The organism is Streptomyces sp. NPDC001668 (genome assembly GCF_042893155.1).
In the GTDB taxonomy this organism is placed as follows: domain Bacteria; phylum Actinomycetota; class Actinomycetes; order Streptomycetales; family Streptomycetaceae; genus Streptomyces.
Map to the genome: position 1 here is coordinate 35,991 of NZ_JBIAUQ010000005.1, position 26,567 is coordinate 62,557.

Genomic DNA, 26,567 nt, shown 5'->3' on the forward strand with positions numbered 1-26,567 from the left:
GTCACGAGCCTACTCGGCCCCTCGCCCACCGGACGACGGGTTCCAGGTAGGCCACGTGCGGGCCTGCGAGGTCCGGCAGTTCGGCGGCTGAGCCGACCAGGGCGATCCGGTCGAACTCCGGGGCGCGTCCCCGCGCCGTCTCGGCGGCGGCCAGAGCCGTGAAGCGTTGCCGGAGGGAGGAGGCGGGCAGCGGCGGGGCCAGGTAGTGGACACCGACCTGTCCGTCCTCGCCGTGGGTGACCAGACAGCGGGTGAGCCCGGTGGCGGGGAGGTCGACGCCGGTCTCCTCGGCCAGTTCCACGGCCGCGTGGCGCCGCAGGGCGTGCTCGTCCAGGGGGTCGTCGCCGTCGGGTGGTTCCACGGATCCGCCGGGGAACTGCCAGCGGCCGGGCGCGGCGGTGGACGAGGACATACGGCCCACCAGCACGCGCCCGTCCTCCGTCGGCTGGACCACGCTCACGAAGAGGGACCGCAGCACGGTGGTGCCCGGGACGCGGCGCAGCGCGAAGTAGCGGTAGGTGACCCGGGACCAGGAGACGAGCAGGCTGTCGGGGCTCTCCCGGGACAGTCCCGCGCAGACCGCCACCGGACCGTCGAAGAGGGCCGGGTTGGCCAGGACCGCCTCGTCCCACTCACGGTCCATGGCCGTCCGCACCCCGGGCGGGAGCACCGGGGGAGACACCTCGACCAGGCGCAGCGCCTCGGCGTCCAGGAGTTCAGCCACGGCTCAGGGCCCCGAGCGGGTCGTCCAGCACCGGCTGCCACGCCAACTCGGCCGCCCCGACGAGGCTGTTGTGGTCGAGGGTGCAGGCGAGAATGGGGACGCCGCCGCTCTGTCCCCACAGGCTGCGGTCGGCTACGACGGCACGCAGGCGCTCGGGGTCGGCGTTCAGGAGGGTGCGGTGCAGGCCGCCGAGGATGATCCGGTCCGGGTTGAGGATGTTCACCAGGCCGGCCAGGCCGAGGCCCAGCCGGCCGATGAGCGTCTCGGTGGCCTCACGCACGGCGGGGTCGTCGTAGTGGTTGCGGACCAGGTCGTCGGCCTGCTGGAGCAGGGACGGCTCGGGGCCGGGGTCGAGTCCCGCGGCCGTGAGGAAGGCCAGCGGGTCGGCCTCGACGTCGAGACAGCCCCGGCTGCCGCAGTGGCAGGGGCGGCCCTCGGGGTTGACGGTGAGGTGGCCGACCTCCAGGGCCAGGCCCGAACTGCCCGTGTGCAGACGCCCGTCGAGCACCAGCGCGCCGCCCACGCCCCGGTGTCCGGTCGCCACGCACAGCAGGTCCCGGGCGCCGCGGCCCGCGCCGTGCCGGTGCTCGGCGAGGGCGGCGAGGTTGACGTCGTTGCCCGCGAAGGCCGGTCCGGTGATGCCGGCGGCCCGCACGCACTCGTCGAAGATACGGCGGACGGGGGCGCCCACCGGCCAGGCGAGGTGCAGGGGGTTGAGGGCGAGGCCGTCGGGTTCGGCGACCGCGGACGGCACGGCGAGCCCGGCGCCCACGCAGCGTCTTCCGGTGGTGCGCAGCAGGTCGGCGCCCGCCTCGACGACGGAGCCGAGGACCTTCGCCGGGTCGGCGTCGACGGTCTCGCAGCCGGGGGCGGTGGCGACGATACGGCCGCCCAGACCGACCAGGGCGGCGCGGAAACCGTCGGCGTGCACCTGCGCGGCCAGCACGACCGGGCCGTCCTCGGCGACCGCGAGGCGGTGCGAGGGCCTGCCCTGCGATCCGGTGGCCGCGGTGGGCCGGGCGTCGACCCGGATCAGCCCGAGCGCCTCCAGCTCGGCCGCGACCGCGCCGGCCGTCGCCCGCGTGACCCCCAGTTCGGCGGTGAGCACGGCCCGGGTGGGGGCCCGTCCGGTGTGCACGAGCTCCAGCGCGGGCCCGAGCGCGCCGCGCCCCCGGTCCAGCCGCGCCCTCGAGGTGGTCCCTTCCCCCGCCGGCCGGGGGTCCGCCTTGCCGCTCATGAGGGTGAGTCTCCCATGATCCGTTCGTGTCGACGGTCTACAGGCCGCTGACCCGCAGCGTGATGTTCAGCCGTCCCGTCAGCCCCAACTCGGGCGGCGCGGTGCCCGGATGCACGCGGGGCACCCCGTGGTACGCGAGCCTCGACGGGCCGCCGAACACGAACAGGTCGCCGCTGCGCAGCTCGACGTCCGTGTACGGCCTGGTGCGGGTCTCGGGGTTGCCGAAGCGGAAGACGCAGCTGTCGCCGAGGCTCAGGGAGACCACGGGCGCGTCCGACTTCTCGTCGCTGTCCCGGTGCATGCCCATGCGGGCGTCGCCGTCGTAGAAGTTGATCAGCGCGATGTCGTACCCGGAGGCGTCAGTGTCCAGGGCGTCCCGGACCGCTTCCCGGGCGAGCTCTCCCAGCCAGTCGGGGAAGGGCTTCACCGGTGCCCCGTCACCGTCGACGACGGTGCGGGCGTAGGCGTACGGGTGCCAGTGCCAGCCGAGGCAGACCTGCCGTGCGGTCATCGTGCCGCCGCCGGGGGTGCGGACCGTGCGCAGTCCGGCGGGCGGGCGGGCCCACTCGCGGCAGGCCGCCAGCAGTTCGCGCTGCCGCGCCGGGGCCATCCAGTCGGGCAGGTGCACCGCTCCCGGCGCGACCTCCGTACGGGCTCTGGGGAACAGCTCGGCGTCCATGGGTTCCATCCTGCCCGAGCGGGTCTGAGCTGCGGCTCCGATAGCCTGGACGCACGATGGACGACCGAATGACGACGCCCTGGGGCGAGCTCGCCCTCACCCGCTTCCCCGCGGACCCGCGTGACCGGCTGCGCGCCTGGGACGCCTCCGACGAGTATCTGCTGAGGCACCTCGCGGACGAGGGGGTGTCCCTGTCCGGCACCGTCGTGGTGCTCGGGGACCGCTGGGGCGCCCTGGTCACCGCGCTGGCGGCGCACCGTCCGGTGCAGATCACCGACTCCTTCCTCAGCCAGGAGGCGACCCGGGGCAACCTCGAACGCGCCGGCGTCGAGCCCGGCACCGTCCGGCTGCTCACCACACAGGACCCGCCGCCCGGACACATCGACGTCCTGCTGGTGCGGGTGCCGAAGAGCCTGGCCCTGCTGGAGGACCAGCTGCTGCGGCTGGCGCCCGCGGTGCACGAGGACACGGTCGTCGTCGGTACCGGCATGGTGAAGGAGATCCACACCTCGACGCTCCAGCTGTTCGAGCGGATCCTCGGGCCGACCCGGACCTCGCTGGCCGAGAAGAAGGCCCGGCTGATCTTCTGCACTCCGGAGCCCTCGCTCGAACGGCCCGCGAACCCCTGGCCGTACGGCTACACACTCCCGGACGGCATCGGTGCCGCTTCCGGGCGTGCCGTCGTCAACCACGCGGGCGTCTTCTGCGCGGACCGGCTCGACATCGGCACCCGGTTCTTCCTCCAGCACCTCCCGGACAGCCGCGGCTCCCGGCGGGTCGTGGACCTGGGCTGCGGCAACGGCGTCGTCGGTACGGCCGTGGCCCTGGCCGACCCGGAGGCCGAGGTGCTGTTCGTCGACGAGTCCTTCCAGGCCGTGGCCTCGGCGGAGGGGACGTACAAGGCCAACGGGGTGCCGGGGCACGCGGAGTTCCGGGTCGGGGACGGTCTGGCCGGGATTCCGGCGGACAGCGTCGACCTCGTCCTGAACAATCCGCCGTTCCACTCCCACCAGGCGACGACCGACGCGACGGCCTGGCGGATGTTCACCGATGCGCGCCGGACGCTGCGGGCCGGTGGCGAGCTGTGGGTCGTCGGGAACCGGCATCTCGGGTATCACGTGAAGCTGCGTAAACTGTTCGGCAACAGTCAACTGGTCACCAGTGACCCGAAGTTCGTGGTGCTGAAGGCGGTGAAAAAGGACGAGTGACTGATTTCTCGGCGCGCGACTTCTACGACTCGCTCGCCCCGGACTACCACCGGATCTTCGCGGACTGGGACGCGAGCATGGCGTATCAGGCGACGGTACTGAACCCGCTGCTGGGCCCGGGCCCCCACCGGGTCCTGGACTGCTCGTGCGGGATCGGGACCCAGGCCATCGGGCTGGCGCTGGCCGGGCACCGGGTCGTGGGCAGCGATCTGAGTCCCGTCGCCGCCGCGCGCGCCACCGCGGAGGCATCGGCCCGGGGCGCCCGACTGCCCACGGCGGCCGCGGACATGCGGCGGTTGCCGTTCGCGTCGTCCGTCTTCGACGTCGTCGTCTGCGCCGACAACTCGGTGGCTCACCTGCTGACGGCCCCGGACGTCGAAGCGGCGCTCGCGGGCATGCGGCGGGTGCTGCGGGACGACGGTCTCCTGGTGCTCACCGTTCGGGACTACGACGAGATGCGCCGGACCAGGCCCGGCGCCCCGCCTCCGCAGGTCTCCGAGACCTCCGAGGGCCGGCTGATCACCTTCCAGCTGTGGCACTGGCACGCAGACGGCGAGCACTACGACCAGGAACACTTCCAGCTCGTACCCGGTGGCGGGGACGACTGGACCGTCCGGGTCCGCCGGGCCGCCTCGTGGGCGCTGACCCGCGCACAGCTGACGGAGTTCGTGACCGGGGCCGGTTTCGCCGGGGTGCGGTGGCACGATCCGGCGTCCAGCGGGTTCTACCAGCCCGTCCTCACCGCGCGAGCAGCAGGATGATCCGCCGGGCCGCCTCGACCATGGCGTCCCGCCCGGCACTCAGGTACGTGCGGGAGTCCACCGCCTCGGGGTGAGCCGCGAGGAACTCCCGGATCGCGCCGGTCATGGCGGCGTTCAGCGCGGTGCCGACGTTGACCTTGGCGATGCCGCCCGCGACGGCCGCGGTGAGTTCGTCGTCGCGGACTCCGGAGGAGCCGTGCAGGACGAGCGGCACGTCCAGGGTGGCGGAGAGGCGTTCGAGGAGGTCGTGGTCGAGGGTGGCGGTTCGTTCGGACATGGCGTGGGCGCTGCCGATGGCCACGGCGAGGGCGTCCACGCCGGAGTCGGTGACGAAGGCGCGGGCCTCGGCGGGGTCGGTGCGGGCTCCGGGGGCATGGGCGTCCAGCGGGGGCCGCCCCTGTTTTCCTCCCACCTCCCCCAACTCCGCCTCGATCCACAGGCCTTGGGAGTGCGCCCAGTCGGCCGCGGTCCGGGTCGCGGCGAGGTTCTCGGCGTAGGGCAGGTGGGCCGCGTCGTACATCACGGAGCCGAAGCCGGCGTCGGCCGCCCGGTGGAGCAGGTCGTCGCTCTGGACGTGGTCGAGGTGCAACGCGACGGGTACGGCGGCGCGTTCGGCCGCGGTGACGGCGGCGCGGGCGAGCGGGAGGAGGCGGCCGTGGCGGAACTTGACGGCGTTCTCGCTGACTTGGAGGACGACGGGCGAGTCCAGGGACTCGGCGGCGGTGATGGCGGCCTCGGCGTGTTCCAGCGTGATGATGTTGAAGGCCGCGACCGCGGAGCGGGTGGCGGCGGCGCGGGTGACGAGCTCGCCGGTGGTGACCAGGGGCACGACGTCTCCTAGGGGCGGGCGAGGATCACCGAGCGGGTGAGGTGACGGGGCTGGTCCGGGTCGAGGCCCCGGGCCGCGGCGACGGCGACCGCGAGGCGCTGCACGCGGACCAGTTCGGCGAGGGGGTCCAGGGTGCCCGGCACCCACAGTCCGCCGGTCTCCCGCACCTGTTCGGCCAGTCCCTCGGGTGCCTCGCCGAGCATCCAGGTGGCGGTGCCGCGGGTGGTGACGCTGATGGGGCCGTGCCGGTACTCCATCGCGGGGTAGGCCTCGGTCCAGGCAAGGGCGGCTTCGCGCATCTTCAGTCCGGCCTCGTTGGCAAGACCCACGGTCCAGCCCCGGCCGAGGAAGGTGAACTGCGCGCACTCGACGAGGCCTTCAGGCAGGGGCGCCGAGAGCGCGGTGCGGGCGTCGGCGACGACGGTGTCGGTGTGCAGACCCAGGTGGGCGCGGAGCAGGGTGAGGGCGGTGGTCGCGAACCTCGTCTGGACGACGGAGCGTTCGTCGGCGAAGTCGAGGACGACGACCTCGTCGGCGGCGGTCATGACGGGTGTGGCGGGGTCGGCGGTGAGGGCGGTCGTGCGGGTGCGGCCCTTCAACTGCCCGAGTACGTCGAGGACTTCGGTCGTCGTGCCGGAGCGGGTGAGGGCCACGACATGGTCGTAGGAGCGGGCGTGCGGGAACTCCGAGGCGGCGAAGGCGTCCGTCTCGCCCTGGCCCGCGGCCTCGCGCAGCGCCGCCACGGCCTGCGCCATGAAGTACGACGTGCCGCATCCGACGATCGCGACCCGCTCCCCGGCCGCCGGAAGCGCGCCGGAGTGGTGTCCGGCCTCGGTCGCCGCCCGGGTCCAGCACTCGGGCTGACTGGTCAGCTCGTCCTCGACATGGGTCATGCCGCACCCTCCGTCACTTTGATTGTTCCTGCAAGATATAGCGATCTTTCGAGCACAATCAAGCATTCGCGCGCAGTGAGGGTGCGCTAGGGTCGCCGGAAGGTGGAGGAGCGGAGGGTGGATGTCACGGGACGCCCGTTGGAAGGCGCTGCTGGAGCTGCTGGTCGAGCGGGGACGGCTGGACGTCGAGGAGGCGGCCGTCGAGCTGGAGGTCTCGGCCGCGACGATCCGCCGCGACTTCGACCAGCTGGCCGAGCAGCAGATGCTGGTGCGCACACGGGGCGGGGCGGTCGTGCACGGGGTGTCGTACGAGCTGCCGCTGCGGTACAAGACGGCCCGCCACGCCTCCGAGAAGCAGCGCATCGCCAAGGCGGTCGGGGAGCTGATCGCGCCGGGCGAGGCGGTGGGGCTGACCGGGGGCACGACCACCACCGAGGTGGCGCGGGCGCTCGCCGTGCGCGGGGACCTCTCCAGCGGCTCCCCCGCGCTGACGATCGTCACCAACGCGCTCAACATCGCCAATGAGCTGGCCGTACGCCCCCAGTTCAAGATCGTGCTGCCCGGCGGGGTCGCGCGCCCGCAGTCGTACGAGCTGGTCGGGCCGCTCGCGGACGGCGTGCTGGGCCAGATCACCCTCGATGTGGCGGTGCTGGGTGTCGTCGCCTTCGACGTCACGCACGGCGCCGCCGCCCACGACGAGGCGGAGGCGGCCATCAACCGGCTGCTGTGCGAGCGGGCCGAGCGGGTGGTCGTGGCGGCCGACTCCAGCAAGCTGGGGCAGCGGGCCTTCGCCCGGATCTGCGGCGCCGAGAAGGTCGGCACGCTGGTCACGGACGCGGCGGCGGCCCCGGACGCCGTCCGGCGGTTCGAGGAGGCCGGGGTGCGGGTCGTCACGGTCTGAGGACGGCCGCGGACAGTCCGGGTGCCGTTCCCCTGACACCCGCAGCGGAACCTGCCTAGGCTGATCCGCAGGAGGCTGCGATGAGCGGATCACCCGGGGCTCACACGGGGTACCTGCCGATCGCCGAGCACGGTCTGATCGGCGACCTGCGCAGTGTGGCACTGGTCGGGACCGACGGCACGATCGACTGGTACTGCTGCCCGTCCTTCGACGCGCCGAGCGTCTTCGCGTCGATCCTGGACGCGGAGCGCGGCGGCCGCTTCGAGCTGGCGGCGGCGGTGCCGGCCCGGACCAAGCAGTTCTACTTCCCCGACACCAACGTCCTGATCACCCGGTTCTACACCGAGGACGGTGTGGGCGAGGTCCAGGACTTCATGCCGGTCGACGGCGACACGGTGGAGACCGAGCGGCACCGGCTGATCCGGCGGGTGGTGTGTGTCCGCGGCTCGATCCCGTTCCGCACGCGCGTGGCGCCGCGCTTCGACTACGGCGCCCAGCCGCACACCCTCCGCATGGTCGGAGACGTCGCGGTCTTCGAGTCCCCCAAGCTGTCGCTGGGACTGACCGCGACCGTGCCTCTGGAGACCGAAGGAGCGGACGTACGGGCCGACTTCAAGCTCTCCGAGGGCGAGTCGGCGGTGTTCGCGCTGGACCAGGTGGGCGGCGAGGTGACCCCGCGCCGGTGCGCGCGCACCGAGGCCGAGGAGCAGTTCAACAGCACCGTCGCCTACTGGCGGCACTGGCTGTCCGCCTCCAAGTACCGGGGCCGCTGGCGGGAGATGGTGCACCGCTCCGCCCTCACCCTGAAGCTGCTCACCTACGCGCCCACCGGCGCCATCGTGGCCGCGCCCACCACCAGCCTGCCCGAGCAGCTCGGCGGCGAGCGCAACTGGGACTACCGGTACGTGTGGGTGCGCGACGCGGCCTTCTGCGTGTACGCGCTGCTGCGGCTCGGCTTCACCAGCGAGGCCGAGCAGTTCATGGACTTCCTCATCCGGCACGTCAGTCCTGAAGGCCACGGCCCCTCGGGACCGCTCCAGATCATGTACGGCATCGACGGCCGCACCGACCTGACGGAGCGTGAACTCGGCCACCTGGAAGGGCATCGGGGCTCGGCGCCGGTCAGGGTCGGCAACGCGGCGGCCGACCAGCTCCAACTGGACATCTACGGCGCCCTGATCGACTCGATCTACCTCTACGACAAGTGGTCCAAGCCGATCTCCAGCGGCCAGTGGGACGACGTGTGCACGCTGGTGGAGTGGGTGTGCGAGCACTGGGACCAGCCCGACGAGGGCATCTGGGAGACCCGCGGCGGCCGCAAGAACTTCCTGTACTCACGCCTGATGTGCTGGGTGGCGATCGAGCGGGCGATCCGCATGGCCAACCGGCGCGGACTGCCCGGCGACCTGAACCGCTGGCGGGAGTGCCGCGACGCGATCTACCGGCGGATCATGGACCGCGGCTGGTCTCAGGCACGGCAGGCGTTCGTCCAGCACGAGGACGGCGACGTGCTCGACGCGGCCGTCCTGATGATGCCGCTGACCAAGTTCATCGCGCCGACCGACCCCAAGTGGCTGTCCACGCTGGACGCGCTCACCGAGGAGCTGGTGTCGGACTCCCTCGTCTACCGCTACGACCCGACGGCGAGTCCCGACGGACTGCGCGGCGACGAGGGCACGTTCTCGATCTGCTCCTTCTGGTACGTCGAGGCGATGGTGCACGCCGGACGGATCGACGAGGCGCGCCTGGCCTTCGAGAAGATGCTGACCTACGCCAACCATCTGGGCCTGTACGCCGAGGAGATCAGCAACACCGGTGAGCAACAGGGCAACTTCCCGCAGGCGTTCACCCACCTCGCCCTGATCAGCGCGGCGTTCAACCTGGACCGGGCCCTGGGCTGAGGCCCTGGCCGGAATAGAGGTGGCGCTGCCCTCTGTTGCCGTCGGCATGACGACGAACGCACCGCGACCCGAGGTCCTGCGATACACCGCCTTCTCCAGCCGTCCCGAGGGCGGCAACCCCGCAGGTGTCGTACTGGACGCCACCGGTCTGGGCGACGGCGACATGCTGGCCATCGCCGCCGAGCTCGGGTATTCGGAGTCCGCCTTCCTCACCGCGCCCCCCGAGGGCCTCGACGGGCCGGAGGGACGAGTGTTCACCATCCGCTACTTCAGCCCCAAGGCCGAGGTGTCGTTCTGCGGGCACGCCACCGTCGCGACCGCCGTCGCGCTGGCCGAGCGGATCGGCCCGGGAGAGCTGGTGTTCGCCACCCCTGCCGGGACCGTGCCGGTGGCGGTCGCCGAGGAGGGCGGGACCGTCAGGGCCACCCTCACCAGCGTCGAGCCGCACGTCGAGGAGGTCACCGAGGCCGACCTGGTGGAGGCACTCGCCGCGCTCGACTGGCCGGCCACCGATCTCGACCCGGCGTTCCCGCCCCGGATCGCCTTCGCCGGCGCCCGCCATCTCGTCCTGGCCGCGGCGACCCGCGCACGCCTCGCGGATCTGGCGTACGACTTCGCGCGCCTCGAAGCCCTGATGCACCGACTGGACCTGACGACGGTCCAGTTGGTGTGGCGGGAGTCGGCCACCGTCTTCCACGTCCGTGACCCGTTCCCCGTCGGCGGTGTCGTCGAGGATCCGGCGACCGGTGCGGCGGCCGCGGCGTTCGGCGCGTACGCCCGTGATCTCGGCCTGGTCCCCGAGGACGCCGTCCTCACCCTGTACCAGGGAGCGGACCTGGGCCGCCCCGGTGAGCTCACGGTGACCCTGCGCGCGGGCGACCCGCGGGTCCGGGTGGGGGGCGCGGGGGCCCGCATCGGCTGAAGAGCCGGTAGGTGCGGCCGCTGGGTGCCGCGGCCGTGAAGGAGATGTCCGGGCCGGCGGCGGCGGTGGTCCCGTCGCCGGGCTCGCCGTCAGGCCGGGTCGGGGGCGTCAGCGGCCCGCATCCGCTGCGGGTCAGTGGCGGTGCCCGGCGGACGACTCGTGGGGAGCCCCCGCCACGGGCGCTGCGGCCGCCCCACCCGCACGGACCGTGAACGCGGCCGTGTGCACCTCGCCCCCGTGCTTGAAGTCGAGGAAGAGCCGGTAGGTGCCGCTGCTGGGTGCCGTGGCCGTGAAGGAGATGTCCGGGCCTGCGGCGGTGGTCCCGTCGCCGGGCTCGCCGTTCGGGTGGACGTGGAGGTAGGCGAGGTCGCCGGAGCGCAGGGCGACCAGGTGGCCGTAGGCGCCGAGGTAGGGCTGGAGGTCGGTGACCGGCCGGCCGCCCCGGGACACCGTCAGCTTCAGCTCGCGGGCGGCGCCGGGGCGCAGCGCGCCGCCGAGCTTCACCTCGTAGCCGTCGGTGGTGGCGGTGGTGCGCGGTGCCGGGAGGATCCGCGGGGTGTAGGTACCCGACACGGCCAGGTCCGCGCCGAGGGTGAGGTTCTCGGCGCTCCTCTTCTCGGCGCCCATCTTCCCGGGGGTGAAGTCGGCGAAGACCCGGTAGCCGCCCGCGCGTGGCAGGGACACGGGGATGCTCCAGGTTCCGTCGGCGGCCCGGCGGGGGTGGAGGTGACGGTAGGTGGTGAGGTCGCGCGAGGCGACGATCAAGTGGAGTTCCTTGTTGTGCTCGCGGCGGAAGGCGGTGACCGCGCGGCCGTCTTCGCCCCGGACGACGAAGCGGAGGTCGGCCGTGCGGCCCGCCGTGATCCGCGGGGTCCGCAGGTCCAGCGTGTAGCCGTTCTCGGAGATCTGCAGGCCCCCGGCCGGGGGTGACTCGTGTCCCGAGTGCCCCGAGTGCCCTGAGTCTCCCGAGTGGCCCGAGTCGCTGCCGCCCGGGTGCGCGTCGTGGCGGGCGGGCGGCTCGTCGTCGACGACGGGGCCGATGCCCTGGCCCACGCCGTAGGCGGTACCGAAGGTCGCGGCCAGCGCGGCGGCGAATGCGGTGATCTTCAGTCCAGCGTGCATGACCGGCTCCTTCAGTCCGACGGGGTTCGCGATGCACTTCAACATACCCCCTAGGGGTATTAAGTCAACCCGCTCGTCCGCTTGCCCAAGATACCCGCCAGGGGTATACAGGAGGCGCCGTCACAGAATACCCCCACCCGGTATCCACGAGGAGCGTCGATGACCACCACCGAAACAGCCGAGACCGAACTCGTCATCGGCGGAATGACCTGCGCCTCGTGCGCGGCGCGCGTCGAGAAGAAGCTCAACCGGATGGACGGGGTCACCGCCGGCGTCAACTACGCCACCGAGAAGGCGCGGGTCACCCACCCCGCCGGCGTCTCGGTCCAGGAGCTCATAGCGACCGTCGAGAAGACCGGGTACACGGCCCGGGAACCCGCACCCCCCGAGCCCGCCGCCCCCGACGAAGCGGACTCCGACGAACTACGGTCACTGCGCGAGCGGTTGGTGACCGCCGTGGTGCTCGCGGTGCCCGTCATCGCGATGGCCATGATCCCGGCGCTGCAGTTCGAGTACTGGCAGTGGCTGTCGCTGACGCTGGCGGCGCCCGTGGTGACGTACGCCGGATGGCCCTTCCACAAGGCGGCGTTCACCAATGCCCGGCACGGCGCGGCCACCATGGACACACTGATCTCGGTCGGCACGACGGCCGCCTTCGGCTGGTCGCTGTGGGCGCTCTTCCTCGGGATCGCGGGCACACCGGGCATGAAGCACCCCTTCGAGCTGACGATCGCCCGCGGCGACGGCACCGGGAACCTGTATCTGGAGGCCGCGGCCGGAGTCACCGCGTTCATCCTGGCCGGGCGGTATTTCGAGGCCCGTTCCAAGCGCAAGGCCGGTGCGGCGCTGAAGGCGCTGCTGGAGCTGGGCGCGAAGGACGTCACCGTGCTGCACACGGACGGTCGCGAACAGACCTTGCCTGTCGAGGAGTTGAAGGTGGGCGACCGCTTCCTCGTCCGGCCCGGCGAGAAGATCGCCACCGACGGGACAGTCGTCGAGGGCTCCTCCGCCGTGGACGCCTCGATGCTGACCGGTGAGTCCGTGCCGGTCGAGGTCACCCCCGGCGACTCCGTCACCGGCGCCACCCTCAACGCGGGCGGACGGCTCGTCGTCGAGGCCACCCGGGTCGGCTCGGACACCCGACTCGCCCGGATGGCCAAGCTGGTCGAGGACGCCCAGAACGGCAAGGCCGCCGCCCAGCGGCTCGCGGACCGGATCTCCGCCGTGTTCGTGCCGGTGGTGATCGCGCTGGCGCTGGGCACCCTGGGCTTCTGGCTCGGCAACGGCGCCGACGCGGCCGCCGCGTTCACCGCCGCCGTCGCCGTGCTGATCATCGCCTGCCCCTGCGCCCTGGGCCTCGCCACCCCGACCGCACTGCTCGTCGGGACCGGCCGCGGCGCTCAACTCGGCATCCTCATCAAGGGTCCCGAGGTCCTGGAGTCCACGCGCAGGGTCGACACCGTCGTGCTGGACAAGACCGGCACCGTCACCACGGGCCGGATGAGCCTGCTGGCCGTGCACCCGGCCCACGGCGCCGACGAGGCCGAAGTCCTGCGGTTGGCGGGCGCCTTGGAGCACGCGTCGGAGCATCCGGTGGCCCGCGCGGTCGCCGACGGGGCGCTGGAGAAGCTGGGTTCACTGCCCACGCCCGAGGACTTCGCGAACGTACCGGGACTCGGGGTCCAGGGCATCGTCGACGGTCATGCGGTCCTCGTCGGCCGCGAGCGACTGCTCGCCGACTGGTCCCTGGAGCTGTCCGAGGAGCTGCGACAGGTGAAGTCGGAAGCGGAGGCCCTCGGCCGTACGGCCATCGCGGTCGCGTGGGACGGTGAGGCACGGGCCGTGCTCGAAGTGGCCGACGCGGTCAAGGACACCAGCCGGGAGGCGGTCTCCCTGCTGCGGTCGCTCGGCCTCACCCCGATCCTGCTGACCGGCGACAACCGGGCCGTGGCCGGGGCCGTGGCCCGCGAGGTCGGCATCGACGCCGAGCAGGTGATCGCCGAGGTGCTGCCGCAGGACAAGGTGGACGTCGTCAAGCGGCTTCAGGCGGAGGGCCGTTCGGTCGCGATGGTCGGCGACGGGGTCAACGACGCGGCCGCGCTGGCCCAGGCCGACCTGGGTCTGGCGATGGGCACCGGCACGGACGCGGCGATCGAGGCGGGCGACCTGACCCTCGTCAGGGGTGACCTGCGGGCCGCGGCGGACGCCATCCGGCTCGCCCGCCGCACCCTCGGGACGATCCGGTCCAACCTCTTCTGGGCCTTCGCCTACAACGTGGCCGCACTGCCGCTCGCCGCGGCCGGACTGCTGAACCCGATGCTGGCGGGGGCGGCGATGGCCTTCTCGTCGGTGTTCGTGGTGGGCAACTCGCTGCGGCTGCGTTCCTTCCGGACCGCGCGCCCAGGAACGCGGCAGGTGCTGTCGCGTGGGCGACTGCGGGTGATTCGTGGCTGATCGCGCAGTCGCTCGCGCCCCTTGCCCGGACCCTCCACCCTGATGAATCAGCTGCGGGACGTGGCCGCCGGTCGGACATGCACCGCGCTCAGCGCCAGCGCCAACGGCCCCGGGACCAGGAACGCCAGCGGCACCAGCATCCAGGCGCACAGGACCGCCGTGGCCGCGGCGAGCAGCACCAGGGCGCTCCCGCCGACGTCCCTCACGGCGTCCCGGGCCGCCTCCGTCACGGCGGCCGGCCAGTCGGTGAGCGACTCGGGCCGGGCGCAGGCCCGCAGGCCCACCACCAGGGCGGCCGCCCCGATGCCGGCGGCCACCACCGCGAACAGCGGTGCCCCCGGCAGCCCGGCCCCGGCCAGCGCGAGGTCGGCCAGGAACAGCAGCGCACCGGCCAGGGTCACGACGCCCGCCGCCAGGTCCCCGGCCCGCAGCCGTCGCCGTAGGACCGCGAAGTAGCGTCCCGCGGTGGCGGGTTGCCCCTCCCCCGCGCCCCGCAGCACCGCGCACGCCGTCGACAGGGCGGCCGGGATCGTCACAACGGGCAGGCACACCACGGTCGTTGCCAGGCCGACGCTCAGCATGTCGGCGAACAGGGTCATCCGGGGGCCGAAGACCTCACCGGGTTCACGAACCGGCATTCCGCTCATCCCTTGAGTCCCGAGCCGGCCATGCCCTCCACCAGGAACCGCTGGAAGGCGAGGAAGAACAGCACGATCGGCAGCAGCGCGATCACCGACATCGCGAACATGGGCCCGAACGCCGACTGGCTGGAGGCGTCCACGAAGGACCGCAGGGCGAGCGTGAGCGTGAACTTGTCCGGGTCGAAGAGGTAGATGAGCTGGGTGAAGAAGTCGTTCCAGGTCCAGATGAAGGTGAAGATCGCCGTGGTGATCAGCGCGGGCCTCGTCAGCGGCAGCACGATCCGGAAGAAGCTGCGGAAGGGACCGCAGCCGTCGATGCGGGCCGCCTCCTCCAGTTCACGCGGCAGACCGCGCATGAACTGCACGATCAGGAAGACGAAGAAGGCCTCCGTGGCGAGGAACTTCGGCAGGATCAGCGGCCAGTAGGTGTTCACCAGGCCGAGCTGGTTGAAGATGATGTACTGCGGGATCAGGATCGCGTGGTGCGGCAGCATGATCGTGGCGATCATGAAGGCGAACAGTGGTCCGCGGAAGCGGAAGCGCAGCCGTGCGAAGGCGTAGGCGGCGAGCGAGCAGCTGATGACGTTGCCGAGGACCGCGCCCCCCGCGATCAGCAGGGAGTTGGACAGCAGGCGCCAGACGGAGACGTCGTTGACGCCCTCGAAGGCGGTCTCGTAGTTGGACCACTCCAGGTGGCTCGGGAGGAGGTCGAGGCCGGCGATGACCTCGTTCGCGGGCTTGAGCGAGGTGGCCAGGAGCCAGGCCAGCGGGTAGAGCATCACGAGCAGGGCGGCCAGACAGCCGAGGTGCAGGGCGACCCGACCACGGCGAACGGGCCTGCGGGCAGCGGCGGTTGTGGTCATCGGTCCCCCTCGGACGCGTAGAAGACCCAGGAACGCGAGGTACGGAACAGCACCGCCGTGACGACGCCGATGACAAGGAGCAGCACCCAGGCCATGGCGGAGGCGTAACCCATGTGGGAGGCGACGAAGCCGCGGTCGTAGAGGTACATCGTGTAGACGAGGGTGGAGTCGGCGGGGCCGCCCTTGCCGGCGCTCACCGCGAAGGCGGGGGTGAAGACCTGGAAGGCCTGGATGGTCTGCAGGACCAGGTTGAAGAAGAGCACCGGGGACAGCATGGGCACGGTGACGGACAGGAACTGCCGCCACCGGCCCGCCCCGTCCACCGAGGCCGCCTCGTACAGTTCGGCGGGGATCTGCTGGAGTCCGGCGAGGAAGATGACCATCGGCGCCCCGAACTGCCACACCGTCAGCAGTGCGACGGCCAGCAGCGCCCAGCCGGGCTTGTTGACCCAGCCGCCGGTGCCGAGCAGGTTGTCCACGGTGCCGCCGTCGTTGAAGACGGCACGCCAGACGAGCGCGATCGACATGGAGGCGCCGAGCAGCGAGGGCGCGTAGAACGCGGACCGGTAGAAGGCCTTGCCGCGTTTCATGGGCTTCAGGGCGAGCGCGACGAGCAGGGCCAGCGCCAGTTGCAGGGGCACGGCGATGACGACGTAGGTCACCGTCGTGAGGACCGAGCGCCAGTACCGCGGGTCCTCGGTGAACATCTGTGTGTAGTTGCGCAGTCCGATCCAGTGGGGCGGGTCGAAGAGGTTGTAGTCGGTGAAGGACAGGTACAGCGAGACGGCCATCGGCAGCAGGGTGAGGACGCTCGCGCCGAGGACCCACGGGGAGAGGAACACCCAGGCGGCGCCCTCGCGTTGACGCTTGGTCCTGCGTCCCGGGGTGGTGGCGGGCCGGCGCTTCTCCCCCGTGGGGATCGCGGTGGTGGTCATGACCTCAGCTCCGCCTTCGCCTCGGTGACGTAGTTCTCGGCCGCCTCGCGGGGCGACATGCGCTCGTAGGAGACCTGGTCGTAGTCGCGCTGGAAGGTGGACTGCAGGGCGTTGTCGCCGGACGGCGGCGCCTGGGGCGGATCCTTCAACTTCCCTTCCAGGGACGCCTGGTAGTCGGCGACCGTCTTGTCGAAGTCCTTCAGGAGCGGTGCGGTCTCCTTCCGGATGGTCTCGTTGACGGGGATACCGCGGGTGGCGCCGAGGATCTTCGCCGCGGCCTTGTCGTTGAGGAGGAAGTCGACGAGCCGGGCCGCCTCCTCGGCGTGGCCGGTGTGGGCGGAGACGCCGAGGAACATCGACGGCTTGAAGTACTGGCCGGGCGTGCCGTCGGAGCCGGACGGCATGGGCGCCAGCGCGATCCCGGTCGGGACGATCGCGAGGTAACCGCTCGACGGGGCGTCCCAGTTCATGTCGGAGACCGCCTTTCCGCGGCCGAGCGGGGTGTTCTCCACGGAGCCGTCGAGCTGTGTGGTCTGCTCGGCCGGGGAGACGGCCCCCTCGCGCCTCAACTCGTCGGTGAAGGTCCACCACTTGGTGAGGTCGTCGGTGGTGAAGCCCAGCCCCCCGTTCCTGGTGTAGAGGGCCTTGCCCTGCCCGCGCAGCCAGACCTCGAAGGCGTCCTCGCTCTGCCCGGGGTCCGTGGCACCGGGTTTCCCGGTCTTATTGGCCAACTCCCGCACAGCCGTGGCCCATTGGGACCAGGTCCAGCCCGCGCGCGGGAGCGGCACCCCGGAGTCCTGCCAGGCCTTGACGTCGTGGACGACGGTCTCGGTGCCACGGCCCTGCGGGATCGCGTACTGGGTGTCGTGCACACGGCCGGTGGCGAGCAGTCCGGGGTCGATCTCGGAGGTGCGCAGGACCGCCTTCTGCTTCGCCAGGTCGAGGAGGACCCCGCCGGAGGCGTACTGGTCGATCTGGCGGTAGTCGAGCTGCATCACGTCGGGTGCGTCGCCGCCCGTGGCCTGGACGGCGAGCTTCTGCTTGTAGGCGTCGTAACCCGAGAACGACGTCTGGACGGATATGTTCGGGTGCTGTTTCTCGAACAGGTCGACGGCCTGCTCGGTGCGTTCCGCGCGGTCGGGGTTGCCCCACCACGTATAGCGGAGCACGACCTTGCCGCCGCCGGCCGATTCCCCGGGTCCCCCGCAACCGGCCGCCAGCGCGCACAGCGCGAGTGCGACGGCCGAAGCGCAGAACCCCTTTGTCCTGTGTCCGGGCATGCCGAGGTCACCTCATCCCTTCCTCGGACTTTCTACGGCCCCCCTCGAACTCCCCCCGGAGCGAACCGGGTCACTCGCCGCGGTACGGCAGTGTCGTCCCCGGCAGGTTGTACTCGTCGCGTCTGCCGCACATCCCGAAGCCGCCGAGCCGGGTCGGGGCGGCCTCGTACGCCGTCGCCGCACCGAGGTAGGAAGGCTCACCGGAGGCCAGCGCGTCGAGCTGGGCGCCGGTGCGCTCGGCGGTGGCCAGGGCACCGGCCCGCCACAGCTCGCGCCAGTTCGGCACCTTGTCCCGCACCAGGCGGGCGGCGGCACGCTGGAACTCCAGGTACGGGCCGCTGTCCCCGCCGGTCAGGGCCTCGCGCAGTACGAGGTAGCCCTCCACGGCGAGGTCCCTGCGACGGCGGGCGGCGGCGGCCGTCTCCGGTCCGGTTCCGGCCGGGAGGCGGGCGGCCTCGGCGTAGCGGGCGGGGTCGGCGAGCACCTCCGGCGGGAAGGTGAAGACGGCGTCACCGGCCTCGGGCAGGCCGCTGTTCTGCATCAGCACGGTGATGCGCAGGTCGCCGCCCTGGACCATGCGGTGCACGGTGCCCGGTGTGAACCAGGCGATCGAGCCGGGTTCCAGGGGGATCTCCCGGTAGCCGTCGGGGCTCAGCGTCTGCACGGCGCCCCGGCCGCCGGTGACGACGTACGCCTCGGTACACACCAGGTGCAGATGCGGGCTGCCGCCGCAGACGCCGTCGGCTGCCTCCCAGTCGTAGGCGCTCAGGTGGGACAGGCCCACGGCGCCGGGCAGCGGGTGCGGAAACCCCGAAAGCTCCGGCCCGCTCACCACGGCAGCCCCTCCAGGTGCTCACCGACCCGTTCGGCGTCCCAGGCCCCGTCGGCCACGACCAGCCGGTAGCGGTACGTGAAGGACTCCCCCGGCGGCAGCTCGAACTCCTCGAAGAAGGCCCAGGAGAACGCGACCGTCGGGAAGGGTTCGGAGCGCACGAACCAGTGCGACTCGTGGATCGCGGACCGGGGGTCGAGGTTCTCGGGGGCGTGCGCGAAGACGAGCGTGGAGTGGGCGTCCACGTCGTCGTGCTCGGTGGTGAAGGCGAGCCAGGGGCTCTGGCTGCCCATCAGCTTGTCCGCGTCGCCCTCGGTGTCCGGGGCGAAGACCGCTCCGCCGGTGAAGTCACGGGGGCCGCGCCACTGGAGTCCGGTGTAGCCGGCCATCTCACGGCCCGCGGTGGTGGGGGAACCGAAGGCGAGCGGCTCGTCGCGGGTGTTGGTGAGGCGGATCGACCAGTCCAGGGCCCAGGAGCCGGCTTCCTCGTCGACCGAGTGGACGGTGATGCCGCGGACCTCGCGCGCCCACTCGGTGCCGCCGTTCTCCACCCAGGTGAGCTCCTCGGTGAAGGTGAGCCGGTCGTCCTCGACGTCCAGCCGCGGGAAGCCGTCGTGCCGCATCGAGCCGACGCGCTCCGGCAGGGGCAGATAGCCCTGGCCGTGGACGTAGCAGTTGCCGCCCCAGAAGTTCTGCCCCGACAGATGGCTCGCGGTCATCTGCAGGCCCTTGTGCCAGCGGTGGTCGTTGGGCCGGTAGCCGGTCACCGTGCGGCCGCCGAGGGTGCGCACCGGGTGGGCGTAGGGCTTCCTGGCCTCGAACGCCTCGGGGTCGGGTCGGTAGACGTAGCGGAGGATCTCCGTGCCGTTCGCCGCCTCGACGGCGATGTGCTCGCCGTGGACGTGGCTGACGCGGATGCTCATGCGCGCTCCTTGGGGGCCCAGTGGGGGTGGTCGCCGTGCATGGCCGGGTAGAAGGGGTCACCGGGCGCGATCTCGCCCGCCCGCACGGGGTGCCCGGTGAACGCGGCCTTGTAGAGCGCGGCGGCGAACTCGAGGGTGGCACGCGCGTCGGCGCCGCTCCCGGGAGGCCTGACACCGTTGTCGTACGCGTCGAGGAGCGCGCCGAGCTGGGCCGCGTGCGAGCTGGGCACGTCGGTGGCGGGGGTGCGCCAGGCGTCGACCCGTTCGGCGGCCACGTGGGGGGCGGGCGTGTAGGTCCAGTCCTGGTTGCGGTGCCCGTAGAGGTGGGTGAGCTCGACGGTCGCGTCGGCGCAGTCGATGCGGATACGGCTGACCTCGTCGGGGGACAGCACGCTGTTGACCACGGTGGCGAGCGCGCCGTTCTCGAACCGGACGAGGGCCGTGGAGACGTCCTCGCTCTCGGTGTCGTGGACCAGCCGGGCCGCCATGGCGCGGATCTCCGCCCACGGGCCGAGCAGGTGCAGGAGGAGGTCGTACTGGTGGATGCCGTGGCCCATGGTGGGGCCGCCGCCCTCACTGGCCCAGGTGCCACGCCACGGTACGGCGTAGTAGGCGGTGTCCCGGTACCAGGTGGTCTGGCAGTGCGCGACCCGCGGGGCGCCCAGCTCGCCGCTCGTGATGAGCTCGCGCGCGTGGACGGCGCCGGAGCCGTAGCGGTGCTGGAAGACCACGGAGGCGTAGGCGCCGGAGGCTTCCTCGGCCGCCGCGATGTCGTCGTACTCGGCGAGGGACAGCGTCAGCGGCTTCTCGCACAGCACCCAGGCACCGGCCTTGAGGGCGGCCACCGTCTGCTCCCGGTGCAGGGACGGCGGGGTGCCGATGAGGACCAGGTCGGGGCGTACGGCGTCCAGCATGCCGTCGACCGAGGTGTACCCGGCGACCTCGCCGCCCGCCAGCTCCCGGAAGGCGTCGAGTCTGCCCTCGTCCACGTCGACGGCGGCGACCAGCTCTGTGCGCTCGGCGTGGGCCCTGAGCGCGGACAGATGGCTGCCGCTGACGATGGCGCCGGTGCCGACCACGGCTACGCGGCGGCGGGCTGGACGGGGCATACGGTCCTCCTCGGACGTCCGGCAAGGGGACGCTGACGTGCGGGGAAAGCGCTTGCTCTCCCGGGACGACCCTAGATCCCAGGCGATTGTCCTAACAAGACCCCGGGCGGTGATATCGGTGAACACGCCACACACACCGTTCGCCCACCTGCCTGGCGCAAGTGATTCAGAAAGCGGCGAACAGGCCGTCGAGCGGGGCGGGCACGCGGTCGGGGTCCAGGGCCTCGACGAGGACCCGGCCGTAGTGGATCTTGCGCCCCTTCTTCGTACCGAGAAAGCGCCGCAACTGCTGCGGAGCGGTACGGCCGCGCTGCGCGGGCTGGGCCAGAAAGGTCTGCAGAGGCCGCTCGTCGCCCTCCTCGCGCACCAGTTCCTTCACCCGCTCCACGCCCAGCGCGCGGATGAGCTCGTCCTCCAGGTCCGCCGCGCAGACGAAGTACTCGTGCGGTGCCGCGCCGGCCCGCTCCCAGCCCCGGGCGTAGAAGGGCCGCTCCCGCTCGTCGCACAGGCCCGTCAGGCGCAGGCCGAGACCCGCCGGGCCGAGCAGTCCGGCGAAACGGCCGACGCTCATCGCCCCGCCCATCGCCAGGACGCAGAGCCCCTCGGCGGCCAGGTCCCGGCCCCGGCTCGCGGCCAGCGCGTCCACCGCCGCCACGTCGCTCGGCCCTTCGAGCAGGACGACGGTCCTGACGGACAGCTGTGCGGCCAGCGCGCGTGCGGGGCCTTCGGGGCCGCCGGCCGCCCACGCCGTGACCGCGTCCCGGAACTCCCCCATGTCAGCCATGGGACGAGTCTGTGCCCTCACCGGCCGCGGCGACAGGCAATTTCCGCCGGGTGGGCAGGGAGTACCTGCACGCCGTGCCTTCCACGGGCCTCTCGGCCCTGCGCCGGCGCCCCGGCCGCAGCCGTCTCGGGCCCCGGCCTCACCCGCTCCCCTCCCCGTGCGTCACCCGGAGCTTGGACTGGCCGTGCGGGAGTTCCTCCCAGTCGTCCATGAACCGGGCACGCAGCCCGTGTTTCTCGGCCAGGGCCACGAGCGTCTCGACGCGGTAGTAGAAGTCCTCCCGGAGCACATGGTGTTCCTCGCCCTCGGTGCGGTCGAAGGTGAAGTCGAACCAGCCGCCCGGGGCGAGCACCCGGCCGACGTGGGCCAGGCACTCCTCGATCACCGGCAGCGGCGAGTGCGAGAAGACGCTGTGCGCGTGGACGACGTCGAAGTGGGCGTCCGGCAGGAAGCGCAGGGTCAGGTCGCGGACCGGGGTCAGGGTCGGCAGCCGCTTCTGGAGGTCCATCTCGACGAGCGTGTCCTGCGCGGCGAAGAGGATGTCGGGCGAGATGTCGATGCCGTGGTAGTGGCCCGGGTCCAGGTGGCGGATGAAGCGCCAGCCGCCGCGCAGGTTGCCGCAGCCGATCTCCAGCATGCGGTGCCCGGGGCGCAGACCGTGGCCGAGCAGGTAGTCGAACTGCATCGCCCCGAGCGCCAGCCAGCGCTCCCGGCTGCGGCTGCCGACGGCCGCGTCCGGGTCGGTGCGGGTGTCGGAGCGCATGACGGCCCGGTAGTAGGAGATGTGGTCCGGGTGCCGGCGGCGCAGCCACAGGTCCCGGGCGGCGCGGACCACATGGCGGGGCACGCGGTCGGGGTGGCGCAGGGCGTAGCCGACGCGGTGGCCGAGGGCGGCACGGTTGGCGGTGAGGTTCTTGGCGGGCATCGGGAGGCCTTTCGCAGGTCGTCGCTGTGCTGCAAGCCTCGGTGCGGTGGCCGGGGTTCCGGCTCGGTCAACCGGCTCTCGCCCCGGGGAGGTTCGGGTGACCGCCATGTCAGCCGATCGGTTGATGCGGTGGCGTGTCCGGCACGTTAGACACGGAGGATGAACCACACCGATCCGGACGAGCGCTGGCTGGGCGCGATCGTGCACGGCGCGTTCTTCGTGCTCCTCGCCTCGTCGTTCGCGCGCTTCCTGAGCCGCGACCAGGGCGGGGCGCGCACCGGCTGGGTGGCGGCCCTGTTCGCCTTCTTCTGTCTGCTGTACGTCCTCGGGCACCTGCTGGCCCCGCCGCCCCGCCCGGGACTGCCGCCCACCGGGCGTCACCTGGTGTGGCTGGGCTCGGTCACCGCCGTCTGGATCGTCCTGCTCGCGCTCGCGCCGAGCGCCACCTGGTGTGTGATGCCGCTGCTGTTCGCGGGACTGCACGCGCTGCCGCCGCGGATCGCGGTGCCGGCGGCGGCCGTGCTCACCGCGCTGGTCGTGGTCTCGGAGATACGGGTGGCCGACGGGCCGCTCAACCCGAACATGGTCGTGGCCCCGCCCGCCGTCGCCGCGGTCGCCACCGCCGTACTGGTGCATCTGCAACGGCAGGGCGCCCGGCAGCGCCTGCTGATCGCCGACCTGGTGCGCACCCGGCACGAGCTCGCCGCCACCGAGCGGCGGGCCGGGGTGCTGGCGGAGCGGCAGCGGCTGTCCGCGGAGATCCACGACACCCTGGCGCAGGGGCTGTCCAGTCAGCGGATGCTGTTGCAGGCCGCCGAACGGGTGTGGGGGGCCGACGAGGGCGCGGCGCGGGAGCATGTGCGGGCGGCGGCGGAGATCACCTCGCGCAGCCTCACCGAGGCCCGCCGTTTCGTGCACGACCTGGCCCCCGCCGACCTTGCGGAGGGCTCCCTCGCCGAGGCCCTCGGTGAACTCGCCCGGCGGGAGAGCGGTCCGGGACTGACCGTGGAGTTCCGGCTGGACGGGGAGCCGGGGCCGCTGCCGGAGCGGGTCGCGGGGGCGCTGCTGCGGATCGCCCAGGGCGCGCTGGCCAACGTACGGGAGCACGCGGCGGCGACCCGGGCCGCGCTCACGCTGACGTGGCTGGACGACCAGGTCTCGCTGGACGTCGCCGACAACGGACGGGGCTTCGAGCAGGCCGGGCCCCGGGAGTCCGAGCCGTCGACGCGGGGGCACGGGCTGCCTGCCATGCGGATCCGGGCCCGCCAGGCGGGCGGCACGCTCACCGTGGAGTCCACGCCGGGAGAGGGCACCGTGGTGTCGGCCGCCGTCCCGCTCGTCGCCAAGGAGCCCGCCCTGTGAGCACGCCGCCGTCCCCCTTCCCCGTCTCCCCCGTCTCCCCCGTCCGGCTCCTGATCTGCGACGACCACGCCGTCGTACGGGCCGGGCTGCGGGCCCTGCTCTCCAGCGCGGACGGCATCGACGTGGTCGGGGAGGCCGCGACCGGGGAGGAGGCCCTCGCCATGGCGGCGCACCTGCACCCCGACGTCGTACTGATGGATCTTCAACTCGACGACGGCATGGACGGGGTGAGCGCCACCCGGCAGCTGACCCTCCGGGGCGAGAGGGGCCCGCGGGTGCTGGTGCTGACCATGTTCGACACCGACGCCGACATCACCCGCGCCATCGAGGCGGGCGCCACCGGCTATCTCCTCAAGGCGGAACAGCCCGAGGAGCTGTTCTCGGCCATCCGTGACGCCGCGTCGGGCCGCAGCGCGCTGTCCGCCCCGGTGGCCGACCGGCTGCTGACCCGGCTGCGCAGCCCGCGCCCCGCCCTGTCCGTACGCGAGCACGAGATCCTCGCCCAACTCGCCCGTGGCCTCGGCAACCGGGAGATCGCGCGGGCCCTGTTCATCAGTGAGGCGACCGTCAAGACCCATCTGGGGCGGATCTACGGCAAGTTGGGCGTCGAGACCCGCGCGGGCGCGGTCGCCGTCGCCAAGGAGCGGCGGCTGCTGCCGTGACGGCCCGCGGGAACCATATGTATGCGTTCCGCGTTGTTCCGTTACAGCAGACACCCTTGACAGCGTGCGTGCTGTTTCGCGACGTTTGATCCTTGCCGACAGTTCGATCGGCAATGGGGGAATTGGGGGGTGCGGTCGCCCATGCGATCGATGAGCAGTGACACGGACATCACCATCCACAGACCCGAGGAACTCGGTGCCGTGCTTCGGGGGGCCTGGCACCGGGCGATGGACGAGTCGCCCGAGTACGCCAACCCGTTCCTGGCACCGGAGTTCGCGGCCGGGATCGGCAGGCACCGCGGTGGCGCCGCCCGCGTGGCGGTCCTGCACCAGCGCGGAGAGGCCGTGGGCTTCCTCCCGTACGAACGCGGGCCCTTCGGCATCGGCCGGGCCATCGGGCTGGGACTGTCCGACTGCCAGGGCCTGGTGCACCGCCCCGGGGTCACCTGGGACACCCGGGCCCTGCTGAAGGCGTGCCGGCTCTCGGTGTTCGAGTTCGACCACCTCGTCGAGGAGCAGAGACCCTTCGCCCCCTATGTCACGGGGACCTTCGCCTCCCCGGTGATCGATCTGAAGGTGGGCAGCGACAGTTACCCGGAGTGGCTGCGCGGCGCGTACCCGGGGATCGCCAAGACGACCCTCAAGAAGGAGCGCCGGCTCACCCGGGACCTGGGTGAGATGCGGTTCGTGTTCGACGAGCGCGACCCCGGGCCGCTGCGCACGCTGATGCGGTGGAAGTCCGCCCAGTACCGCAGGACGGGCCGGATGGACCGGTTCGCGCGGCCGTGGATCGTCGACCTGGTGGAGGATCTCTTCCAGGTCCGCGAGGAGCACTTCACCGGGGTCCTGTCGGTGGTGTACGCCGGTGACCGGCCGGTGGCCGCGCACTTCGGGCCGACCTCGCGCACGGTGTTCGCCCCCTGGTTCACCGCGTACGACCCCGAGCTGCGCTACTACTCCCCCGGCCTGATCATGCATCTGCGGATGGCCGAGGCGGCGGGCCGGCGCGGGGCGCGGCTCATGGACATGGGGCGCGGCGACAAGGAGTGGAAGGACTGGCTCAAGACCCGTGAGCTGCGCGTGGCGGAAGGATTCGCCACCCGTCCCCATCCGGTCGCGACGGCACACCGGCTGTGGCGCCGCCCGGTGCGGGGGCTGCGCAACACGGTCAACGCCCACCCGGCCCTGCGCGAGCCCGCCGACCGGCTCCTGAAGACCGTCGGCACCCTGCGTACCTCCGGCCACCGCTCGGACTCCGACCGTGCGGGACCGCTGGCGAGCTGACGCGCCCGCCCACCCGGTTCCCACAGGGGGCGCCCCCGTGCGTCCGCTTCCCTTGCCCTTTCCTGGCCCGTCGACACAAGGGGTGCCGATGCCGTACGGCTCGCGGCTGGCCGCGACGATGACCCGGCGACTGGGACGCGAGTGCGTCTACACGCCCTCGGCCCGGCTCGCCCTGTACCTGGCGCTCAGGCGCTGGTGCAGGCCGGGCGCGCGGGTGCTCATGTCACCGGTGAACGACGACGTGATCCTGTTCGTGGTCCTCGCGGCCGGACTGCGCCCCGTGCTGGCGCCCGTGTCCGTGTGGGACGGCAACATCGACCCGGCCGCGGTGCCGGAGCCGACCTGGCGCGGCGTGGACGCGGTCCTGACCACCAACCTGTACGGCGTGCCCGACCGGGTGCTCGAACTGCGGCGCCGATGCGCGCAGTTGGGCATCCCGTTGTTCGAGGACGCGGCGCACGCGATCGGCAGTCATGTGGCCGGACAGCCGGTGGGGACCTTCGGAAAGGCGGCGGCGTTCAGCCTCTCCAAGCACGTGGCGGGGATGGCGGGCGGTTTCCTCGCCGTCGAGGACGCGCGCACCCGCCGGGAGCTGGAGCTGCTGCGGGACGACCTGCTGACCCCCGGCCGGCTGCGCGAGGACCTGACGACCACCATGCGCCCGCTGGCCCGGTCCGCCGTCCGCTCGCTCCACCTGGTGCGCCCGGTGTGGCGGACCATGGAGCGTCTCGGGCTGATGGAGCGCGACGCGTTCCGGATGGCCCTGCACGCACCGCGGCTCGCCGCCTCCGCGCGGGAGGCGCCGAGCCTGTCCGCGTACGAACGGTGGGTCCGTGTCGATCTGCACGGCTACCGCTCCCGGCACGGCGCGCTGGTCCGCGGTCAGTTGGGGCTGCGGCTGGCCCGGCTCGACGAGGACCTGGCCCGGCGCCGGGCCGGGGTCGCCCTGCTGGCCGGCACACCGTGGGCCTCGCCCGCGCTGCGCGACCGTACGGCGCACGACGGCCCCCTCCCCCTCTTCCGGGTGCCGCTCCTGGTCGACGACCGCGACGCCCTCGTGCGGCGGCTGGTGGGGCACGACGTGGTCTGCGGCTACATCTACGACCCGCCGCTGGACGACTACGCGGGCGCGGAGTTCGTCGAGCCCTCCCCCGACCCGGAGCCCGCGCGCTGGTTCGCCGCGCACACGCTCCCGGCCGATCCGCTGCTGGCCCGCCGGATCGTGGCCGCGTTCACGAAGGAGCGGGTGGCCGACGCGCACCCCGCGCTGCTGCGTCCGGTCCCGGACGCCACACCGCCCCGGTTGCTGGGGCAGTGAGCTCTGACACCCCGACGA

General features: G+C 72.5%; 25 protein-coding genes. 10 read left to right on the forward strand and 15 right to left on the reverse strand.

What is annotated here, in order from left to right:
- Position 1 precedes the first annotated feature (1 nt).
- Genes ACFYZ8_RS16855 through ACFYZ8_RS16865 form a run of 3 tightly spaced genes read right to left on the reverse strand, consistent with a single transcriptional unit; the run spans position 2 to position 2,640 of the window.
- Complete coding sequence (locus ACFYZ8_RS16855; protein WP_388530803.1) at positions 2–724, reverse strand: NUDIX hydrolase; 723 nt, start codon at positions 722–724, stop codon at positions 2–4.
- The gene (locus tag ACFYZ8_RS16860) at positions 717–1,961 is read right to left on the reverse strand and encodes an ROK family protein (RefSeq protein ID WP_388530800.1); all 1,245 of its coding nucleotides are present in this window, start codon (positions 1,959–1,961) and stop codon (positions 717–719) included. Before ACFYZ8_RS16860 ends, ACFYZ8_RS16855 begins: the two co-directional genes overlap by 8 nt.
- 37 nt (positions 1,962–1,998) lie before the next feature.
- Positions 1,999–2,640 carry an alpha-ketoglutarate-dependent dioxygenase AlkB family protein gene (locus ACFYZ8_RS16865; RefSeq protein WP_388530797.1) on the reverse strand — a complete coding sequence of 214 codons (642 nt, stop codon included), beginning with the start codon at positions 2,638–2,640 and terminating at the stop codon, positions 1,999–2,001.
- 68 nt (positions 2,641–2,708) lie between these two features.
- Between ACFYZ8_RS16865 and ACFYZ8_RS16870 the strand changes: the two genes are divergently transcribed.
- Entirely contained in the window at positions 2,709–3,848 is a 1,140-nt protein-coding gene (locus tag ACFYZ8_RS16870) for a methyltransferase (protein ID WP_388530794.1), read from the forward strand.
- Positions 3,845–4,609 carry a class I SAM-dependent methyltransferase gene (locus ACFYZ8_RS16875; RefSeq protein ID WP_388530791.1) on the forward strand — a complete coding sequence of 255 codons (765 nt, stop codon included), beginning with the start codon at positions 3,845–3,847 and terminating at the stop codon, positions 4,607–4,609. Before ACFYZ8_RS16870 ends, ACFYZ8_RS16875 begins: the two co-directional genes overlap by 4 nt.
- On the opposite strand, the gene ACFYZ8_RS16880 is transcribed toward ACFYZ8_RS16875, so the two are convergent.
- Positions 4,587–5,438: a ketose-bisphosphate aldolase gene (locus ACFYZ8_RS16880; protein WP_388530788.1), complete on the reverse strand. Its 852-nt coding sequence runs from the start codon at positions 5,436–5,438 to the stop codon at positions 4,587–4,589. The two genes, ACFYZ8_RS16875 and ACFYZ8_RS16880, sit on opposite strands and share 23 nt — an antisense overlap.
- An 8-nt stretch (positions 5,439–5,446) precedes the next feature.
- Positions 5,447–6,331 (reverse strand): SIS domain-containing protein, encoded by an 885-nt coding sequence (locus ACFYZ8_RS16885; protein ID WP_359028446.1) that lies wholly within the window; start codon positions 6,329–6,331, stop codon positions 5,447–5,449.
- A gap of 121 nt (positions 6,332–6,452) precedes the next feature.
- On the opposite strand from ACFYZ8_RS16885, the gene ACFYZ8_RS16890 reads away from it, so the two are divergent.
- The 3 genes from ACFYZ8_RS16890 to ACFYZ8_RS16900 all read left to right on the forward strand — a co-directional run bounded on the left by ACFYZ8_RS16890 (position 6,453) and on the right by ACFYZ8_RS16900 (position 10,055).
- Positions 6,453–7,232: a DeoR/GlpR family DNA-binding transcription regulator gene (locus ACFYZ8_RS16890; protein ID WP_388530785.1), complete on the forward strand. Its 780-nt coding sequence runs from the start codon at positions 6,453–6,455 to the stop codon at positions 7,230–7,232.
- A gap of 80 nt (positions 7,233–7,312) precedes the next feature.
- The gene (locus ACFYZ8_RS16895) at positions 7,313–9,133 is read left to right on the forward strand and encodes a glycoside hydrolase family 15 protein (protein ID WP_388530782.1); all 1,821 of its coding nucleotides are present in this window, start codon (positions 7,313–7,315) and stop codon (positions 9,131–9,133) included.
- 46 nt (positions 9,134–9,179) lie between these two features.
- Positions 9,180–10,055, forward strand: a complete 876-nt coding sequence (locus ACFYZ8_RS16900) for a PhzF family phenazine biosynthesis protein (protein WP_388530779.1) — start codon at positions 9,180–9,182, stop codon at positions 10,053–10,055.
- 132 nt (positions 10,056–10,187) lie between these two features.
- Here the strand turns inward: ACFYZ8_RS16900 and ACFYZ8_RS16905 are convergent, their stop codons facing one another.
- On the reverse strand, positions 10,188–11,177 hold the full coding sequence (locus tag ACFYZ8_RS16905) for a hypothetical protein (RefSeq protein ID WP_388530776.1): 990 nt from the start codon (positions 11,175–11,177) through the stop codon (positions 10,188–10,190).
- 159 nt (positions 11,178–11,336) lie between these two features.
- Between ACFYZ8_RS16905 and ACFYZ8_RS16910 the strand changes: the two genes are divergently transcribed.
- Positions 11,337–13,631, forward strand: coding sequence for a heavy metal translocating P-type ATPase (locus ACFYZ8_RS16910; RefSeq protein ID WP_388530774.1), 2,295 nt, complete (start codon positions 11,337–11,339; stop codon positions 13,629–13,631).
- A gap of 47 nt (positions 13,632–13,678) precedes the next feature.
- Here ACFYZ8_RS16910 and ACFYZ8_RS16915 read toward each other — a convergent pair whose 3' ends face one another.
- The 9 genes from ACFYZ8_RS16915 to ACFYZ8_RS16955 form a co-directional block, all read right to left on the reverse strand.
- A complete protein-coding gene (locus ACFYZ8_RS16915; RefSeq protein ID WP_388530771.1) occupies positions 13,679–14,278 on the reverse strand; it encodes a hypothetical protein in 600 nt (199 codons plus the stop codon).
- The gene (locus ACFYZ8_RS16920; RefSeq protein ID WP_388530768.1) at positions 14,275–15,135 is read right to left on the reverse strand and encodes a carbohydrate ABC transporter permease; all 861 of its coding nucleotides are present in this window, start codon (positions 15,133–15,135) and stop codon (positions 14,275–14,277) included. Before ACFYZ8_RS16920 ends, ACFYZ8_RS16915 begins: the two co-directional genes overlap by 4 nt.
- Entirely contained in the window at positions 15,132–16,070 is a 939-nt protein-coding gene (locus ACFYZ8_RS16925) for a carbohydrate ABC transporter permease (protein WP_388530766.1), read from the reverse strand. The genes ACFYZ8_RS16920 and ACFYZ8_RS16925 overlap by 4 nt, the downstream gene beginning before the upstream one ends.
- Positions 16,067–17,350, reverse strand: coding sequence for an ABC transporter substrate-binding protein (locus ACFYZ8_RS16930; protein WP_388530763.1), 1,284 nt, complete (start codon positions 17,348–17,350; stop codon positions 16,067–16,069). The genes ACFYZ8_RS16925 and ACFYZ8_RS16930 overlap by 4 nt, the downstream gene beginning before the upstream one ends.
- A 70-nt stretch (positions 17,351–17,420) precedes the next feature.
- Positions 17,421–18,185: a cupin gene (locus ACFYZ8_RS16935; RefSeq protein WP_388530760.1), complete on the reverse strand. Its 765-nt coding sequence runs from the start codon at positions 18,183–18,185 to the stop codon at positions 17,421–17,423.
- The gene (locus ACFYZ8_RS16940) at positions 18,179–19,105 is read right to left on the reverse strand and encodes a PmoA family protein (protein ID WP_388530757.1); all 927 of its coding nucleotides are present in this window, start codon (positions 19,103–19,105) and stop codon (positions 18,179–18,181) included. Before ACFYZ8_RS16940 ends, ACFYZ8_RS16935 begins: the two co-directional genes overlap by 7 nt.
- Positions 19,102–20,214 (reverse strand): Gfo/Idh/MocA family protein, encoded by a 1,113-nt coding sequence (locus ACFYZ8_RS16945; protein WP_388530754.1) that lies wholly within the window; start codon positions 20,212–20,214, stop codon positions 19,102–19,104. Before ACFYZ8_RS16945 ends, ACFYZ8_RS16940 begins: the two co-directional genes overlap by 4 nt.
- Before the next feature lie 166 nt (positions 20,215–20,380).
- Entirely contained in the window at positions 20,381–20,998 is a 618-nt protein-coding gene (locus ACFYZ8_RS16950) for a TOPRIM nucleotidyl transferase/hydrolase domain-containing protein (protein WP_388530752.1), read from the reverse strand.
- Between the two features lie 139 nt (positions 20,999–21,137).
- Positions 21,138–21,923 (reverse strand): class I SAM-dependent methyltransferase, encoded by a 786-nt coding sequence (locus ACFYZ8_RS16955; RefSeq protein WP_359028432.1) that lies wholly within the window; start codon positions 21,921–21,923, stop codon positions 21,138–21,140.
- A 159-nt stretch (positions 21,924–22,082) separates the two neighbouring features.
- Here ACFYZ8_RS16955 and ACFYZ8_RS16960 point away from each other — a divergent pair, with 159 nt between their 5' ends.
- From ACFYZ8_RS16960 to ACFYZ8_RS16975, 4 genes are all read left to right on the forward strand, one after another.
- A complete protein-coding gene (locus tag ACFYZ8_RS16960) occupies positions 22,083–23,285 on the forward strand; it encodes a sensor histidine kinase (protein ID WP_388530749.1) in 1,203 nt (400 codons plus the stop codon).
- On the forward strand, positions 23,282–23,947 hold the full coding sequence (locus tag ACFYZ8_RS16965) for a response regulator (RefSeq protein WP_388530747.1): 666 nt from the start codon (positions 23,282–23,284) through the stop codon (positions 23,945–23,947). The genes ACFYZ8_RS16960 and ACFYZ8_RS16965 overlap by 4 nt, the downstream gene beginning before the upstream one ends.
- Before the next feature lie 141 nt (positions 23,948–24,088).
- Positions 24,089–25,231 carry a GNAT family N-acetyltransferase gene (locus tag ACFYZ8_RS16970; protein WP_359028429.1) on the forward strand — a complete coding sequence of 381 codons (1,143 nt, stop codon included), beginning with the start codon at positions 24,089–24,091 and terminating at the stop codon, positions 25,229–25,231.
- Positions 25,232–25,319: 88 nt separating this feature from the next.
- On the forward strand, positions 25,320–26,549 hold the full coding sequence (locus ACFYZ8_RS16975; protein WP_388530744.1) for a DegT/DnrJ/EryC1/StrS family aminotransferase: 1,230 nt from the start codon (positions 25,320–25,322) through the stop codon (positions 26,547–26,549).
- The last annotated feature ends 18 nt before the right edge of the window (positions 26,550–26,567 follow it).